General features: G+C 41.7%; 13 protein-coding genes. 3 read left to right on the forward strand and 10 right to left on the reverse strand.

The window, feature by feature from the left end:
- Positions 1-18 precede the first annotated feature (18 nt).
- The 3 genes from BM377_RS03445 to BM377_RS03455 form a co-directional block, all read right to left on the reverse strand.
- Complete coding sequence (locus BM377_RS03445) at positions 19-1,161, reverse strand: nucleotidyl cyclase domain-containing protein (RefSeq protein WP_092243739.1); 1,143 nt, start codon at positions 1,159-1,161, stop codon at positions 19-21.
- 28 nt (positions 1,162-1,189) lie between these two features.
- Complete coding sequence (locus tag BM377_RS03450; RefSeq protein WP_092243743.1) at positions 1,190-2,413, reverse strand: EAL and HDOD domain-containing protein; 1,224 nt, start codon at positions 2,411-2,413, stop codon at positions 1,190-1,192.
- Positions 2,414-2,508: 95 nt separating this feature from the next.
- Positions 2,509-3,426, reverse strand: a complete 918-nt coding sequence (locus tag BM377_RS03455) for a glycosyltransferase family 2 protein (protein ID WP_330392938.1) — start codon at positions 3,424-3,426, stop codon at positions 2,509-2,511.
- Between the two features lie 190 nt (positions 3,427-3,616).
- Here BM377_RS03455 and BM377_RS03460 point away from each other — a divergent pair, with 190 nt between their 5' ends.
- Positions 3,617-5,080 carry a methyl-accepting chemotaxis protein gene (locus tag BM377_RS03460; RefSeq protein WP_092243749.1) on the forward strand — a complete coding sequence of 488 codons (1,464 nt, stop codon included), beginning with the start codon at positions 3,617-3,619 and terminating at the stop codon, positions 5,078-5,080.
- Positions 5,081-5,291: 211 nt separating this feature from the next.
- Positions 5,292-5,465 (forward strand): hypothetical protein, encoded by a 174-nt coding sequence (locus tag BM377_RS16270; RefSeq protein ID WP_158588790.1) that lies wholly within the window; start codon positions 5,292-5,294, stop codon positions 5,463-5,465.
- Positions 5,466-5,569: 104 nt separating this feature from the next.
- On the opposite strand, the gene BM377_RS03465 is transcribed toward BM377_RS16270, so the two are convergent.
- Entirely contained in the window at positions 5,570-5,821 is a 252-nt protein-coding gene (locus BM377_RS03465) for a hypothetical protein (RefSeq protein ID WP_092243752.1), read from the reverse strand.
- 156 nt (positions 5,822-5,977) lie between these two features.
- On the opposite strand from BM377_RS03465, the gene BM377_RS03470 reads away from it, so the two are divergent.
- Entirely contained in the window at positions 5,978-6,787 is an 810-nt protein-coding gene (locus BM377_RS03470) for a hypothetical protein (RefSeq protein ID WP_092243755.1), read from the forward strand.
- A 49-nt stretch (positions 6,788-6,836) separates the two neighbouring features.
- Here the strand turns inward: BM377_RS03470 and BM377_RS03475 are convergent, their stop codons facing one another.
- The 6 genes from BM377_RS03475 to BM377_RS03500 all read right to left on the reverse strand — a co-directional run bounded on the left by BM377_RS03475 (position 6,837) and on the right by BM377_RS03500 (position 14,228).
- Positions 6,837-7,796, reverse strand: coding sequence for an NAD(P)-dependent oxidoreductase (locus tag BM377_RS03475; RefSeq protein ID WP_092243758.1), 960 nt, complete (start codon positions 7,794-7,796; stop codon positions 6,837-6,839).
- 109 nt (positions 7,797-7,905) lie between these two features.
- The gene (locus tag BM377_RS03480; RefSeq protein ID WP_092243761.1) at positions 7,906-9,345 is read right to left on the reverse strand and encodes a GGDEF domain-containing protein; all 1,440 of its coding nucleotides are present in this window, start codon (positions 9,343-9,345) and stop codon (positions 7,906-7,908) included.
- Positions 9,346-9,399: 54 nt separating this feature from the next.
- On the reverse strand, positions 9,400-11,094 hold the full coding sequence (locus BM377_RS03485) for a phospho-sugar mutase (protein ID WP_092243764.1): 1,695 nt from the start codon (positions 11,092-11,094) through the stop codon (positions 9,400-9,402).
- A gap of 49 nt (positions 11,095-11,143) precedes the next feature.
- Entirely contained in the window at positions 11,144-11,980 is an 837-nt protein-coding gene (locus BM377_RS03490) for a TrmH family RNA methyltransferase (RefSeq protein WP_092243767.1), read from the reverse strand.
- On the reverse strand, positions 11,965-12,531 hold the full coding sequence (locus BM377_RS03495) for a GNAT family N-acetyltransferase (RefSeq protein ID WP_092243770.1): 567 nt from the start codon (positions 12,529-12,531) through the stop codon (positions 11,965-11,967). Before BM377_RS03495 ends, BM377_RS03490 begins: the two co-directional genes overlap by 16 nt.
- Positions 12,532-12,551: 20 nt before the next feature.
- Positions 12,552-14,228, reverse strand: coding sequence for a M3 family oligoendopeptidase (locus tag BM377_RS03500; protein WP_092243773.1), 1,677 nt, complete (start codon positions 14,226-14,228; stop codon positions 12,552-12,554).
- Positions 14,229-14,279 lie beyond the last annotated feature (51 nt).

Raw genomic sequence — 14,279 nt, forward strand, 5'->3', positions numbered from 1 at the left:
TTATTCTAAGAAAAAGATCTATAGCTCATCATAAAAGATCGGGCCGTCTTTTTCGACGTTTTTACCGCTTCCGTGTACCTTAAAGAGCTTATCGATATCACCTATTCCGTCTTCGGTTCCGGCCTGAACGACTTTCGCATTAAGCGTAGCTATCCTGCCTCCGTAGGTCCAAAATTCTTTAAATCTTCCGTATATTTCTTCGGCCGTTTTCTCGGCTCTTTTTTCCGAGATCTCAGGACAGACCACAAAGAAGCTGTTTACGCCGACTCTGTATACGTCATACTTTTCACTCAAGGATTTAAGGAACTTAACGACCTCTGTAAGTATCTTTTCATAATCCGCGTAAGTAAGCAGTCTTCTTAGTATTTCCTCATTGAGTATGTCTATGAATATGACATCAAAAGGCCTCTTATATTTGAAATAGATCATCATGTCATTAATAAGAGCATTCCTGTTATATGCCTTGGTCGTATAATCCCTTCTGTCATCATCGTTTTCAAGGACGACCATCATTCCCATTGCACCTATTGCCTCACACAACAACTCACAGCTTATATTGGGAAAGACCATCTGTATAAGGGTTCCGATAAGAACGAGGATGTAAAAAAAGATTACCGCGATCTGCTCCAGTCTCTTTAACAGATCCCAATATAAATAGATAAATACGGCAGACAATATGAAATACAGACCACCTATGATGTAAACAACATAGACGCCCCATTCTCTTGAATATACTAGATTGTCGTCGATGGTATAGATAAGATGGAACCATGGATTGGAAAGAATCATGAATTCCGAGATCAAAAAAGGTAAATGGACGGCGACCACTCTCCAGCCTCTTATCTTGTGCTCCACACCGCATTTGAGCATGGTGTATCTTGCGATGATCGGAGCGATGGCAAAGTGGCTTGAGAAGTAGAGCATCTCGTTTAGATTGCGAAGAAAAAGCGCAGTCTCGCGTGCCATATCGTAACCGCGTATAATTTCGCCATAGATAGCGGAAAAAGCATCTATGGCGAGAATAATAATAAGCGAATTAAATAATCTGTTTCTGAATTTGAGCCTGCTGGGAATTATCAGCTTGTAAATGATGCAAGTAACACTGACAATAAGTGCCGACAGGTTGTAAGCAATTACACCGAATGTCTGATCACTAAACATAACGCTACCCCACGTCGCGTTTCCTTCGTCATACGGGAATAAGATCCCTGTACCATCTCAGTGCCGAAAGATATGCTTCATAAACTTTTTTCATATCCATGTTTCCAAGAACCATAAGTCTTGAAACTTCTGTCCAATCCGCATCCTCATATTTCTTGATAAATTCAAGAACGGGTGCAAACTCTCCCTTTCCCTCAAGAAGAGCACTTCTGACGTTCTTGGATACAACTACCATATCAAGCGCTTCCTCCATGGTCTTCTCAAGCATGATATCGAGTGCTGAGAAAAGTCCCATAAGGAACAGCTCAGGAGCCTGCATTGCCATCTCAAATACTTCCGCGAGGTTCTCGGCAAATTTGGCTCTTATCATTACAAGCCTTGTGATCTCAGAAGGCTTGTCCGAACACAGTTCTTTCGTAACTGCCGTGTTGATCCACCTTTTAAGTTCTTTCTGACCGAGCATCGCAGCCGCATGTCTTATCGATGTGATCTCGGAATTAAGAGCCATTCTGTTTACTATCTCAAGAAGTGAGATAACAAGCGCCGGGTCTTTTCCGATAACATCAGCCGCATCGGTAAGATCATAATCCGGTGCATTTACAACGTTAAGAAGCTCTATATAGTTTACCTTCAAAGGATTGACCTGCTTCTCCGAATGCGTGATCGGCATTCTGAAAAAACTTCCTTCATAAATGTCGTATCCGCCGTCCTTCGTGAGCATCTCATAATCTTCCTGAGAATCCACATTGACAGCGCAAAGTTTAATATTGGGATATACATTACTGAAATAGATCTTAGCTTTGGATATATCGATCTTGGCGTGATTAAGGAAAATATAGTCACACAGATTCAAGATCTGTTTGTAGGGCTCAAAGCAAGATATCGGAAGCTTCCTTATCGCAAGCTTGTAACCTTGTTGCTTAAGCTCTTTTACTCTCTTGATATAATTCTCTTCGGGTAAAATGGAGTTATCCATCAAAAGGACAACCTTATTTGCGGGAACCGTACACTGAAGTGAAATCTCTGCAAATAACGAAAACTGATTTATCGGAACAAATACTTCTTTTCCGCCTGAAAGAGTGCCTACGCCCATACTGCTTACTACTTCAAGCTCATGAACCGTACCGGCACCGTCAAATCTCGCTCCACCCTCCATTTCGGGGTTTAAAAAGTGGTTTTCCTTTCGAGCAAAAACAGAATAAGCACATACTGACATTTTCTCGTCAAACAAAGGAATCAACGTTGCAAGCATTAATTTCTCCTTTCTCGTTTACACAAGATAAATTACCACTCATTAATATTTTAACCCATTATTGCGATTTAACCAAGATTTTTTATATTATTTCGTTATTTTTCGTACGTGGTTCTATCAATTATAAACTTAGGTCTGCCCTTTACTTCCTCGTATATCTTGGAAATATAAAAGCCTATGATGCCCAGTCCGAGCATGATAGCTGAGCTTGTCAGACACTGAAGGATGATAACTGTCGTAAATCCTTCCTTGGCAGTTCCCATAAAATATCTGATCAAAGCCTCTATTATTGAATACAGCCCAAGTCCGAATACAAGAACACCAAGTAATGTCACGATCTGAAGCGGAGCTGATGTAAACGAAGAAATATTGGTCACGGCATATTTGATAAGAGCTCTGGTGCTCCACTTGGAAATGCCGGCTTCCCTCTCTCTTACATCGTATTCAACTTCTGTGGATTTAAAACCGATCCAGGAAGAAAGAGCTCTAAAGAACGCATTCTTCTCATTCATATTAAGAAGGACATTGACTGCCTTTCTGTCGAGGAGCTTGAAATCTGAAGCTCTGGACATGTCAAAGCCCACAGCATCGGTCATGATATTGTAAAAGCTCTTGGCTGCAAATCTGTGCAGTCCGCTCTCTTTGCCTCTACTGGCCTTAACGCCTTCCACTATCTCATAGCCCTGTTCCCAGAGTCTGTACATCTCGACGATCTTTTCCGGCGGATGCTGAAGATCGCAATCTATAACAACCGCGCAGTCGCCTTTTGATTCATACAGACCCGCAAAGATAGCAGATTCTTTTCCGAAATTTCTGGAAAAGCATACACCCTTGACGAGAGGATTCTTACTTGCTTCATCTTCTATAACAGTCCAGGTATTGTCCTTGGAACCGTCGTTTATAAAAAGAAGCTCGTGTTCTATTCCGGCTTCTTTCAATATCTTGTCTATTGTCTGTGAGGTCTTTGGGATCATTTCCTCTTCATTGTATGCGGGTATAACTACAGAAAGCACTGCAGAGTCCTCCATTCATAAGAATTGTATCTGTGGCTCATTATACCATAAATAAGCATCAAGAAGACAAGAAATGATACAAAATATTCAGTGCCGGTGCTGGTTTGAATACTTTTATTGTGATAAAATTTTAGATATATAATTGAATATATCTAAATAAATTTTTCTTTTGCGAAAGGAATCAAATAATATGAATGCTGAACAATATCGTAGAGCAAACAAATGCAGCTTTATTGTATGTATGATAGTTCTGGCTTGCGGACTGTTTCTTACCGTTTTTTCTTTTGCACATAACGGACCGAGTATCGGGCGTATCGCTATCATACTTTCAACAGTCGTTTCCGCCGTTATGATCATCGTAGGAAATTACAAATTCAGCACTGTAAAAGCAGGTTCCATCCTTATCATGGGCGGTGCAACACTATTTTATCTGGTATTTCTTATCGCGGAAGACAACATATTATACTTCGCGTTCGGACTTCCGATACTTATCTGCAGCATCATCTACCTTAACGTAAGACTGTGCAGAGTCGGAATATCCGCAATCTGCTTTTCTTACATCGTTCTGGTCATAAAGACATTTATTTCAACGGGCGGACTTGATGTTAATCTTCTTCCCGTGTTCATCACCCTGGCTCTTGCTTTTGTGGCAAGCCTTTCGGTTGTAGGCCTTCTAACCAGCTTTAACAGAGAAAACAATCTCGTCATCAGCTCCAACGCAGAGAAAACACTCGCAACGGGCAACAGCATGGCAGAGATTGCCAACAGTATAACGGATCTGTTCAATTCTTCACAGGAAGATCTTATGAGCCTTCAGGACATTATAGAAACACAGCACTCAGGTATGACGGATATCGCTACCAGCATGGAGAGCACCGCCCAGTCTATTACAAAGCAGGCCGAGAAGGTTCAGCAGATTCAGGAGCAGACGGATTCTACCGAGAAGCACAGAATTGAAATGAGTGCCGCTTCCGACAGCACGCAGAATGCTATCACGGAAGGTGTTCGTGTCATTAAAGATCTTAAGGTTAAATCAGAGGATGTATCAAAAGCCAGCAGGATAACCGTTGATGCTACTCAGGCCGTTATGAACAAAGTTGAAGCGGTTCAGAACATTGTCGGTTCCATCATGTCTATTTCAACGCAGACCAATCTGCTTGCTCTTAATGCAAGTATAGAGGCTGCAAGAGCCGGAGAAGCCGGAAAAGGCTTTGCCGTTGTTGCCAACAACGTTCGTGAACTCGCTGCCGAGACCAATACTGCATCAACAGAGATAACAAGCATCATTGCAGAGCTCAATGAAGAAGTACATAAAGCTATCGCAAGTATCGACGAAACCGTAAATACAGTAAGCGAACAGAACGAAATGATCGAATCTGTCGGAGAAAGCTTCAACAGCATCAATGAAAACGTAACCGAGATGCTCTCACGCTTTGCCGAGATTGCTGAAGGCATGAAAGCTATCGCAGCCTCAACGGCCGAGATCAACGACAGCATATCCAATCTCTCCGCAACAAGTGAAGAAGTTGCTTCTCTTTCCAATGAAGGTGCTCAGGCTTCCGAGCAGGCAGTTGAGAAATTCGAAGCATTTAAGATGATACTTCTCAATATCTTCCAGGAAGCAAATAAGCTAAGAGATATGCAGACAAACTGATATCAAGAAGCATAATAATATGTGGCATTGGGACCGGATCTCAATGCCACTTTTTTATGCAAAATATTAATCGTAATTCCGTTTATAAAATTTTCATAATTATTGACACAAAAAGGTTAACTTTTTAATTAAAAATACGATATAATTATAAATAACAGATAAATACGGTCATGTAATTATCTGACTATTTACGGAAGGAGGAAATACGTGTATGACAGCTACATACGACATCAGAACAGAAGTAATGGACTGCATCCGAAAGGATTTCGATAATGAATATTATCCCGATCCCGAGAAAGTAGCTCGAGTTACCGGTTTACCATTGGGAATTGTTTTTGATATGCTCATTGAGCTCAAACACCAGGGTCAACTTGGAAAACATTGATCATTTATAATAAATGAATGGAGAATACAATGGAAGATCTGGTAAATTAAAGGTCCTATGCCGTCGTGAGCATAGGACCTCTTCTTTTGTCTATTATGAGCTTTTTACAACATCTCCACAGATTCATGTGAAAAGTCTGCTTTTCCGTCTTCATAGAGTTTTTTTACAAATTCTATTGCCCTTCTTCCCGATTCTTCGATCGGAACATTAACGCTGTAGATATACTCAATCCTGTCTCCGCTTGTAAGCACAAAATTAACCTGTGTTCCGCTGATCGTACCGTCGCCCAGATCCATGGGTTTGACTTCCACCGAACTTACTTCTTTGACTACTCCTTCTCCAAAAAGTACTCTCATAGCGTTACCCTCCTTACAATTCGTGGTATCACTATTTTATCATTAAATAATTGTAATTGCGATATTCTTTGGACTTTTTGCTTATATATGCTATACTAATTTCTGTGTTAACTAATCCGTAATAATAATTATAGTAGATATAGGAGACTTCCGTTCATGAATATATGTAAAAAAATCGGCTCTTTAGCCATCGTATTAACTCTCAGTACAACTGCGCTCTTAGGCTGCGCATCACAGGAAAGAACGGCTGCCAAGGAGACTGTAACCGCATTCCTTGATATTGTAAAGAGCGGCACCAATGATAATATCGAACAGTACGCCACCAAGGAAGTTACAAGCGGCGAATTCGTAAAGACCTTCGATTCTGAATATCTGATCGAACAGTTCAAGCAGGGGATCGAAACAGAAGAACTTGATTCCGAGACTTCTACCCTTCTTAATGAGCTATATTCCAAGATTTCCGGAATGGTCACCGGCTATGAAATAACCAAAGTAAGTATAGATAAGAAAAATACCGCTAATGCGATAGTTAAGATAAATACCGAGTTTCCGGTAAATATCTTCGGAAGCGACGAGACAACCGCCAAGATCAAGGAAGCTGCTGAGAAATATCACGCAGAACACGATGAAGAAATTTCCAAAATGTACGAAGACCTTGGTGAAGAAGAAGCCGAAGCACAGTTATATCAAAAGAGAATTCAGATTGTAGTTGATACATATAACAAGATAATCTCGGAAGCTAAGCCTGAGACATATGCAATTGTTCTTTCTCTTGAGAAGAATACAGAAACTGATTCCTGGAACGTAACCAGTGTTTCGTCTTTTGACAGTTCGGTAAACGGTAAGACGGAAGCTGCAACGGAAACCGCACCGGCAGGCGACAATTCATCCGAAGAAGCCGGTTCCGCCGAGGAAGCAAGTTCCGCTGCTCCCGATGAAGCCGAAACAGAATCAAGTGATAACTAAAAAATATTGAAACGGTCGCGACTATGACAATATAGCCGCGACCGCTTTTTTAATTTACTATGTTTCTTGATTCTCCGTTCATAAACGCAAGAACATTCTTTTTTACTTCCGATAGACATCTCTTTCTGGCCTCGGTGCTGCCCCATGCCATATGAGGTGTCACAAAGAGCTTCCCACTGTCCTTAATATCAAGAAGGGGCGAATTCTTTGCCATAGGTTCAGGATTAAGCACATCAAGACCTGCAGCCTTGATCTTACCCTCTTTAAGAGCATCGGCGAGATCTTTTTCGTTTACGACCGCTCCTCTGGCAACGTTTATAAGTATCGCTGTTTCCTTCATTTTTTCAAACGCATCTTTATTAAACAGCTCTCTGGTCCTCTCTGTAAGAGGACAATGAATCGAGATCACATCGCATCTACTTAAAAGCTCGTCAAACTCAACTCTCTCATACTCGGTACAAGTGCTGTTTCCCGAAGCCGAGTAAAAGATAACATTGGCGCCGAAAGCCGTAGCGATCTGAGCTACCTTTCTTCCGATATTACCCATTCCCACGATTCCGTAGGTCTTTCCGTCAAGCTCTTCAAACGGAATATCCAGGCAGCAAAAATGAGACTGATTGGCATATCCTCCGCTCTTTACAAATTCATCATAATGTCTTGAATTCTCCATAAGATAAAAAAGAAGTGCAAATGTATGCTGCGCTACCGATGCCGTTGAATAATTAACTACATTGGCAACCTTTACTCCATGTCTGTTGCACGCCTCAATATTGGCATTGTCAAAGCCCGTCGCAAACTCGCATATAAGCTTTAAATTGGGAGCAGCATCCAGGATCACATCGGATATCGCACTCTTATTTATCATAAGTACTTCCGCGTCCTTAAGCCTTTCCGCCGCGTTATCATCGGTGATCTTATCGGGATAATATGTCACCTCTCCAAGATCGTCATATAGGCTGTAATCCATGTCTGAGCCTACGCTGTCAATATCTGCTACTACTACTTTCATAATAATTCTCCGTTTTCATAAAATAAAAGAGTCGCCCGGACTCTTTCAAAAATATCGCCTGAAAGACATTCTATCACATCTCTCAGGCGATGACTTATTATTTTTTGATCTATCTCTGACGAACAGCCTTCATCTGTTTCTTGGTCTCATACATCTCACGGTCTGCTCTCTTAAGCACGGAGTAAGCCGTCTCATCGATATTATCATCATAAATAGCAACACCGATCGCAGCGGAGATTCTCTCCCAAGGTTGAAGCTCCTTGTCGTTTTGAAGCTCTTCCATTCTGGATTTCATCTTGGCTATAAGCATATCTCTGTGCTCAAAATCTCTGTTCTCAAGAAGAACAACGAACTCATCTCCGCCGATACGGAAAACGGGTGAATGTTCGAATGTATCGCAGATAAGCTTACACATATTCTTGATATAAAGATCTCCGCACTCATGTCCGAAGGTATCGTTGATTCGCTTAAGATAATTAATATCAACCATTATCATGCCGAACCTGGCGGTCTGAGTAATGATATCGGAATTAAGTCGTACCTCGGTCTTGTCGTAGGCCGCTTTGTTCTTAACTCCGGTCAAGGCATCTCTGAGCGCAAAGTCATTAACCTTGGTCATCTCAAGTGCCATATTGTCAATCTTATTTGCCGAAACAATGATCTCTTCAACATAGTTCTGCATATCTTTTGACATGCTGACTATCGTATCGGACAAGGACTCAAGCTCGTCACCCGTGTGAATTCCGGGATCTTCAAGCACAAGCATTGAAGGATCCTTTTGTAAATGGCTTCTCTTTGCAAAATCGGAAGCACTCTTCTCGATTTTCTGAAGAGGATCGATAACTCTTCTCTGCAGCCAGAATACCATGATGGCGGCAAATACTATGGCAAGAATAAGAGCAAAAAGAGCTATGACCATGACATACTCTTTTAATGCCTGATCAACTTCGGCAAGGGTGACACCCGTTGAAAGGATTGCAACAGGCTTACCGTCAGAAGTTCTTATGATTGCTTCTGCTCCGTACTCATCACCGAAATCACTGTGCTCAATCTTATATATCGGTTCTGTAAGTGTATTTTGTTCTTCATAAAGGCGCGGCAGATCGTCGGGCTTAAAAAACTGTCCGATAAGATCGCCAAGGTCGGGTATCGGAATATCGGGATTAAGATCGGCTCCCGTCTTTTCTCCTTCGCTAAGTCCCGACACAACCTGCATCAGATCATACTTGTCATCAACCTTAACAGCCTTGGTAAGAACGATATAATCAAGCCTCGACCATTTTCGCTCCTGCTCAAGGAACACCGTCATCTCTTCAAATTTCTCGGACTTTTGCTTAGTCTCGATACAATTATCAAGATCCTCCGCATCGATCCTATCGAGCGTAATATTGACAACATCCTCAAGTCTCTTGGTATACATGTCCATCATGCTGGTCCTGAAAATATAGAAGCTGACAACACTCAGCACCAGACACAGGAACACAATGATCAACATGCATACCAGAATAATGTGGAACTTAAGCGAATTCTCATAATTTTTCTTCATCATTTTACCCTCATAAAATATGCTGAATAAAAACTACAATAGCCCTATGTAAATGAATTACTCTACAGAATTGATAAGTCCGAAAATTTCTTCTTTTATCTGTTTATTTGTCAAAAGAGCATTCTCTCTTGAGTTTCTGTTTGAATAGAAATAAAACTTGATCTTAGGCTCTGTTCCGCTTGGTCTTATCGCAAACCACGAACCGTTATCAAGGAAGATTCTGATAGCGTTCTGAGGCGGTATATCCTCATAGCCATTAATATAATCAATTACCTTCTCAGTCTTTGCCCCCGCAACCTCTGAAGGTATATTCTCTCTAAACCACTTCATCATACGCTGTATTCTCTGAGCTCCCGGAATACCCTCAAGTACGATATTGGGTTCATCCTCTGCAAAGAAGCCGTACTTTGCATAAATCTCCTGAAGAACGTCCCAAAGAGTCTTTCCCTGCTTTCTGTAATATGCAGCCGCTTCCGCAACAAGCATACCCGCAGAAATTCCGTCCTTATCACGGATATCCTCGCATACAGCATATCCTACAGACTCCTCATATCCAAAGAGATATGTGTAGCCGTTTTCATGAAGATAAGGTATCTTACCGCAGATATTTTTAAAGCCCGTTAAGGTCTCAAACATCTCTACGCCGTACGCGCTCGCCATTATAGTTGAAAGAGTCGATGTAACGATCGACTTTACCATTGCTCCTTTTTCGGGTAATGTTCCGGCGGACTTGTGTCCCTCAAGAACATAATTTACAAGAAGATATCCCGTCTGATTGCCGTTAAGAGGAATATAGTTGCCGTTGTCATCACGTATCTCAATAGCAAATCTGTCCGCATCGGGATCGGTAGCCATAAGAAGTTCTGCCCCAAACTCTCTTCCGTACTGTTCGCTTAATTTAAATGCTTTGGGATCCTCGGGATTGGGATATCCTACCGTTGTAAAATCGGGATCCGGATTTTCCTGCTCCGGAACGATCTTCCAGTTTGTAAATCCTCTGTCAGTAAGCATCTGTCTGAAAGGAATGGAACCGCAGCCGTTTAGAGGCGTATAAACAAGAGGAATACTAAGGTCGAGCTCATCGCCCTCGTGAATAGCCATTCCCTCAATCTTATCAAGATACTCTCTGTCATAATCTGCGGAAAGAACCGTGATCATGCCGGACTTCACACCCTCATCGAAATCAGATGTCTTGATTCCCGTCCAGATATCAACTTTATTGATCTCTTCCGTCATTCCGTCAGCAACATCGGATGAAACCTGACATCCGTCGTCCCAATATGCCTTATAGCCGTTATATTCCTTTGGATTGTGAGAAGCTGTGATATTGATTCCCGATGTTGTTCCGAGCCTCCTTATCATGAAAGCAAGCTCAGGTGTCGGGCGAAGATCCGGAAATGTATATACTTTAATACCGTTCGCCGCAAAGATGCCTGCTGCAAACATAGAAAATTCTTTTGAAAAATGTCTGGGATCGTGCGCTATCACGATACCCTTGTCCATTGCTTCCTTGCCCTTTGATACAATGTATGCGGCAACACCCTGAGAAGCCTTGCCGACTGTAAGGAAATTCATTCTGTTGGTACCTGCGCCCACTTTTCCTCTAAGTCCCGCAGTACCAAACGACAGATCCTGATAGAATCTGTCCTCGATCTCCTTGTCATCTCCCTTGATTCCAAGGAGCTCAGCCTTTAACGGATCGTCGTCCTTAAGATTTGTAAGCCATTCATTATATCTCGTAATATAATCCATAGATTAACCTCCGCATATATCAATATTTTATCATTTTTTAGTTAATAAATCATCTTTTTCCAAACTGCCAAAAAACCACTGCACTGCAGGCCGCTACATTCAGCGAGTCAACATTGTGACTCATAGGTATCTTTACGCAGTAATCGCTATCCCGTATAGTTTCCGGTAAGAGGCCATAACCCTCAGAACCAAGGAGAATTGCAAGCTTATCTTCGTTGTACAGCTCTTCGTCGCCAAGATCTGTTGTATCATCCCTGAGCGCCAACGCCACTGTTTTAAAGCCATAATTTTTCAGATCACTGACAGGCTTATCCTTGGGAATATAGGTCCAGGGAATGCCGAATATCGTTCCCATTGCCACTCTCGCAGCTCTTCTGTACAATGGATCGGCGCAGCCCGATGTAAAAAGGATCGCATCCATGTTAAGAGCCGCAGCGTTTCTTACTATCGCCCCGACATTGGTGGGATTGGTCACATTTTCAAGAACTGCTATCCTCTTCGCATTCTTGCATATCTCCTCCACGGACGGAAGCTCCCTTCTTTTCATCGCACACAAAAGACCTCTTGTAAGATGAAAGCCCGTGATGGATTCCAGAATTTCCTCACCCGCAACGTACACCGGAATATCTGTATCTTTAAATCTTTCCTCATTCTCACATCGAGAAAGAAGCTCTCGTGCCTCTTTATCAAGCTCCGTATCTAAGACAAGAATGGATGCAGGTTCATACCCCGCATCCATTGCTCTTTCTATAACCTTGGCAGTCTCTGCGATAAACAGTCCAAGCTTTGGCTCATAGATACGACTCAGCCGGTTCTCGGAAAGTTCATGATATATCTTTAATTCGTCACTATTAAGATCACTTACGTTTATCAGTCTATATCCCATTCTCCAAACCTAACGGCACCGGGATTATCATTATGCTCTCCCAGCATCTTCTCCATCCATATCATGTCATACCATTTGCCGAATTTGTAACCGCTGTCATGAAAAATGCCGACTATCCTGTAGCCCATCTTCTCATGAAATCTGCAGCTGTCATTGGTAAGATTGTCATCCGTTCTGTCGCCGTCAAGATAAGCAATGCAGGCATTTACATTAAGAATGCCCATATCCTTTAATGACTTTTCAAGGACATCGTACAGCTTTCTTCCAACGCCGCCTCTTTTACAATCTTCTCTGACATATACGGTCGTTTCAACGGACCAATCATACGCCTTTCTTCCCTTAAAAGTAGTCGCATACGCGTATCCTACGATCTCTCCGTCTCTGACAGCCTTGATGTAGGGAAACTTTGACGAAATATCTCTTATTCGTCCTCTAAATTCCTCAAGTGAAGGAATTTCATATTCAAAAGAGATCGCGGTTTTCTCCACATAAGGAGCATAAATTGACAAAAGCTGCGACACGTCTTCTTCCGAAACTTTCTCTATAGTCATTTCTTTTACCTATCCCTGTTTTATTTAAAAATCTTTCTGCTCATTTCATCAGAAAGCTCAGCTATTGTGCCATCCTTAAAGGGGCTCTTTAAGCCTACGGCAGCAAGCTCATTCTCATAGAAGTCCTTGGCGGATAACTTACAAAGCTCAAGATAATGCTCCCAAGCCTCCTTGAAATCCTTATCCATCCAAACTTTAAACTGCATAGCGACAACGCTCGCAAGAACATAATCAATGTAATAAAAAGGATTCCAGAAAATATGTCCCTGTCTCTGCCAATAACCACCTCCGTCAAAAAACGGATCACCATCGAAATCAAGCCAAGGTCTGTAGGTCTTTTCCAACTCTTTCCATGCGTTCTTTCTATCAAGAGGCGTCATATCCGGATTGTCGTAAACGATATGCTGGAATTCATCAACCATACATCCGTACGGAATAAATGTGATGGCATCAGCCATATGCATCTTGCGATAATCACCCGCTCTTTCTCCAAAGAACTTATCCATCCAGCCGTAAGTAAAGTACTCCATGGACATAGAGTGGATCTCAGCAGTCTCCATGGTAATATCGTTTTTCTCAAGAATTTCTTCATCTCTCGTGATATAACCTTGGAAAGCGTGTCCGCATTCATGTGTGATAACATCAACATCGCCGCTTGTTCCGTTAAAATTGGCGAAAATAATGGGAGCCTTGTACTTTGGAATAAACTCCATATATCCGCCCTGCTTCTTGGTCTTTCTTCCGAGTACATCAAATAGTTCGCTCTTCATCATAAAATCAAAAAACTCTTTGGTCTCGGGTGAAAGCTCAGAATACATCTCCTGTCCGGACTTAAGTATCTCTTCGGGAGTTCCGATCGGTGCGGGATTTCCGTTTTTAAAATACATATCGTCATCGTAGTATTTAAGCTCATCTACGCCGATCAGCTTTCTTCTTTCTTCCTGCATACCTGTAACAAAAGGAACAAAAGACTCTTTGACCTGCTTTCTGAAATTCTCAACCTCGGCTCTTCTGTATGAATTTCTGTTCATACGATTGTAGCCAAGCTCAACATAAGAATCATAGCCAAGTTCTTTAGCCTGCTCTGTTCTATTTTTTACAAGCTTATCGAATATATCATCGATCTCATCCGTAACCGATAAAAAGAAGTCGGAAAGAGCCTTCCATGCTCTCTTTCTAACGTCTCTGTCATTGTCGGTCATCTTCTTATAAAGAAGGGAAATATTGTAGATCTCACCGTCAAAAGGAATCTTGGCGGATGCGATTATCTTGTCATACTTGGCGATAAGTGCGTTTTCCTCCTGCATAAGGGGAAGTATCTTATCGTTTATGGACTTGTTGGCAAGCTCCATGTTCTTAAATGCAACCTTACTTATCTTTTCTTCAAGATAAGCTCTGTATGGTGACTCATATACCACCTTGAGATAATCATTTTGAAGCTGTGCAACAATAGGGGAAATCTCATCAATGTACTCTTTTTCTTCTTCGTAGTACTTATCTGTGGTATCGATATCATAACGGAATCTACCGATAACGAAATTGGACCAGATCTCTCCTCTCATCTTATAGTACTTCATGTGGAGGTCAAACTGCTCCTCGCCGCTCTTGGCGTTCTTGCTGTCTCGGATAAGCTCTTCAAAGAAAGCTTTTACCTTATCCATATCAAGACGCTCATAAGGAAACTCTGAAAATTTCATAATAATTAAATCCTACTTTCATTTCTTTCGTTCCATTATAACACAAAAAAA

This window comes from Butyrivibrio sp. INlla21 (assembly GCF_900116875.1).
Taxonomy (GTDB): Bacteria; Bacillota; Clostridia; order Lachnospirales; family Lachnospiraceae; genus Butyrivibrio.

What these genes read in the sequence shown, in the direction of transcription:
- BM377_RS03460 (WP_092243749.1), top strand. Translation starts at nt 3,617, where the DNA reads ATGAATGCTGAACAATATCGTAGAGCAAACAAATGCAGCTTTATTGTA.
- BM377_RS03500 (WP_092243773.1), bottom strand. Translation starts at nt 14,228, where the DNA reads ATGAAATTTTCAGAGTTTCCTTATGAGCGTCTTGATATGGATAAGGTA.
- BM377_RS03485 (WP_092243764.1), bottom strand. Translation starts at nt 11,094, where the DNA reads ATGGATTATATTACGAGATATAATGAATGGCTTACAAATCTTAAGGAC.
- BM377_RS03465 (WP_092243752.1), bottom strand. Translation starts at nt 5,821, where the DNA reads ATGAGAGTACTTTTTGGAGAAGGAGTAGTCAAAGAAGTAAGTTCGGTG.
- BM377_RS03450 (WP_092243743.1), bottom strand. Translation starts at nt 2,413, where the DNA reads ATGCTTGCAACGTTGATTCCTTTGTTTGACGAGAAAATGTCAGTATGT.
- BM377_RS03475 (WP_092243758.1), bottom strand. Translation starts at nt 7,796, where the DNA reads ATGAAAGTAGTAGTAGCAGATATTGACAGCGTAGGCTCAGACATGGAT.
- BM377_RS03480 (WP_092243761.1), bottom strand. Translation starts at nt 9,345, where the DNA reads ATGATGAAGAAAAATTATGAGAATTCGCTTAAGTTCCACATTATTCTG.
- BM377_RS16270 (WP_158588790.1), top strand. Translation starts at nt 5,292, where the DNA reads ATGACAGCTACATACGACATCAGAACAGAAGTAATGGACTGCATCCGA.
- BM377_RS03445 (WP_092243739.1), bottom strand. Translation starts at nt 1,161, where the DNA reads ATGTTTAGTGATCAGACATTCGGTGTAATTGCTTACAACCTGTCGGCA.
- BM377_RS03490 (WP_092243767.1), bottom strand. Translation starts at nt 11,980, where the DNA reads ATGGGATATAGACTGATAAACGTAAGTGATCTTAATAGTGACGAATTA.
- BM377_RS03470 (WP_092243755.1), top strand. Translation starts at nt 5,978, where the DNA reads ATGAATATATGTAAAAAAATCGGCTCTTTAGCCATCGTATTAACTCTC.
- BM377_RS03495 (WP_092243770.1), bottom strand. Translation starts at nt 12,531, where the DNA reads ATGACTATAGAGAAAGTTTCGGAAGAAGACGTGTCGCAGCTTTTGTCA.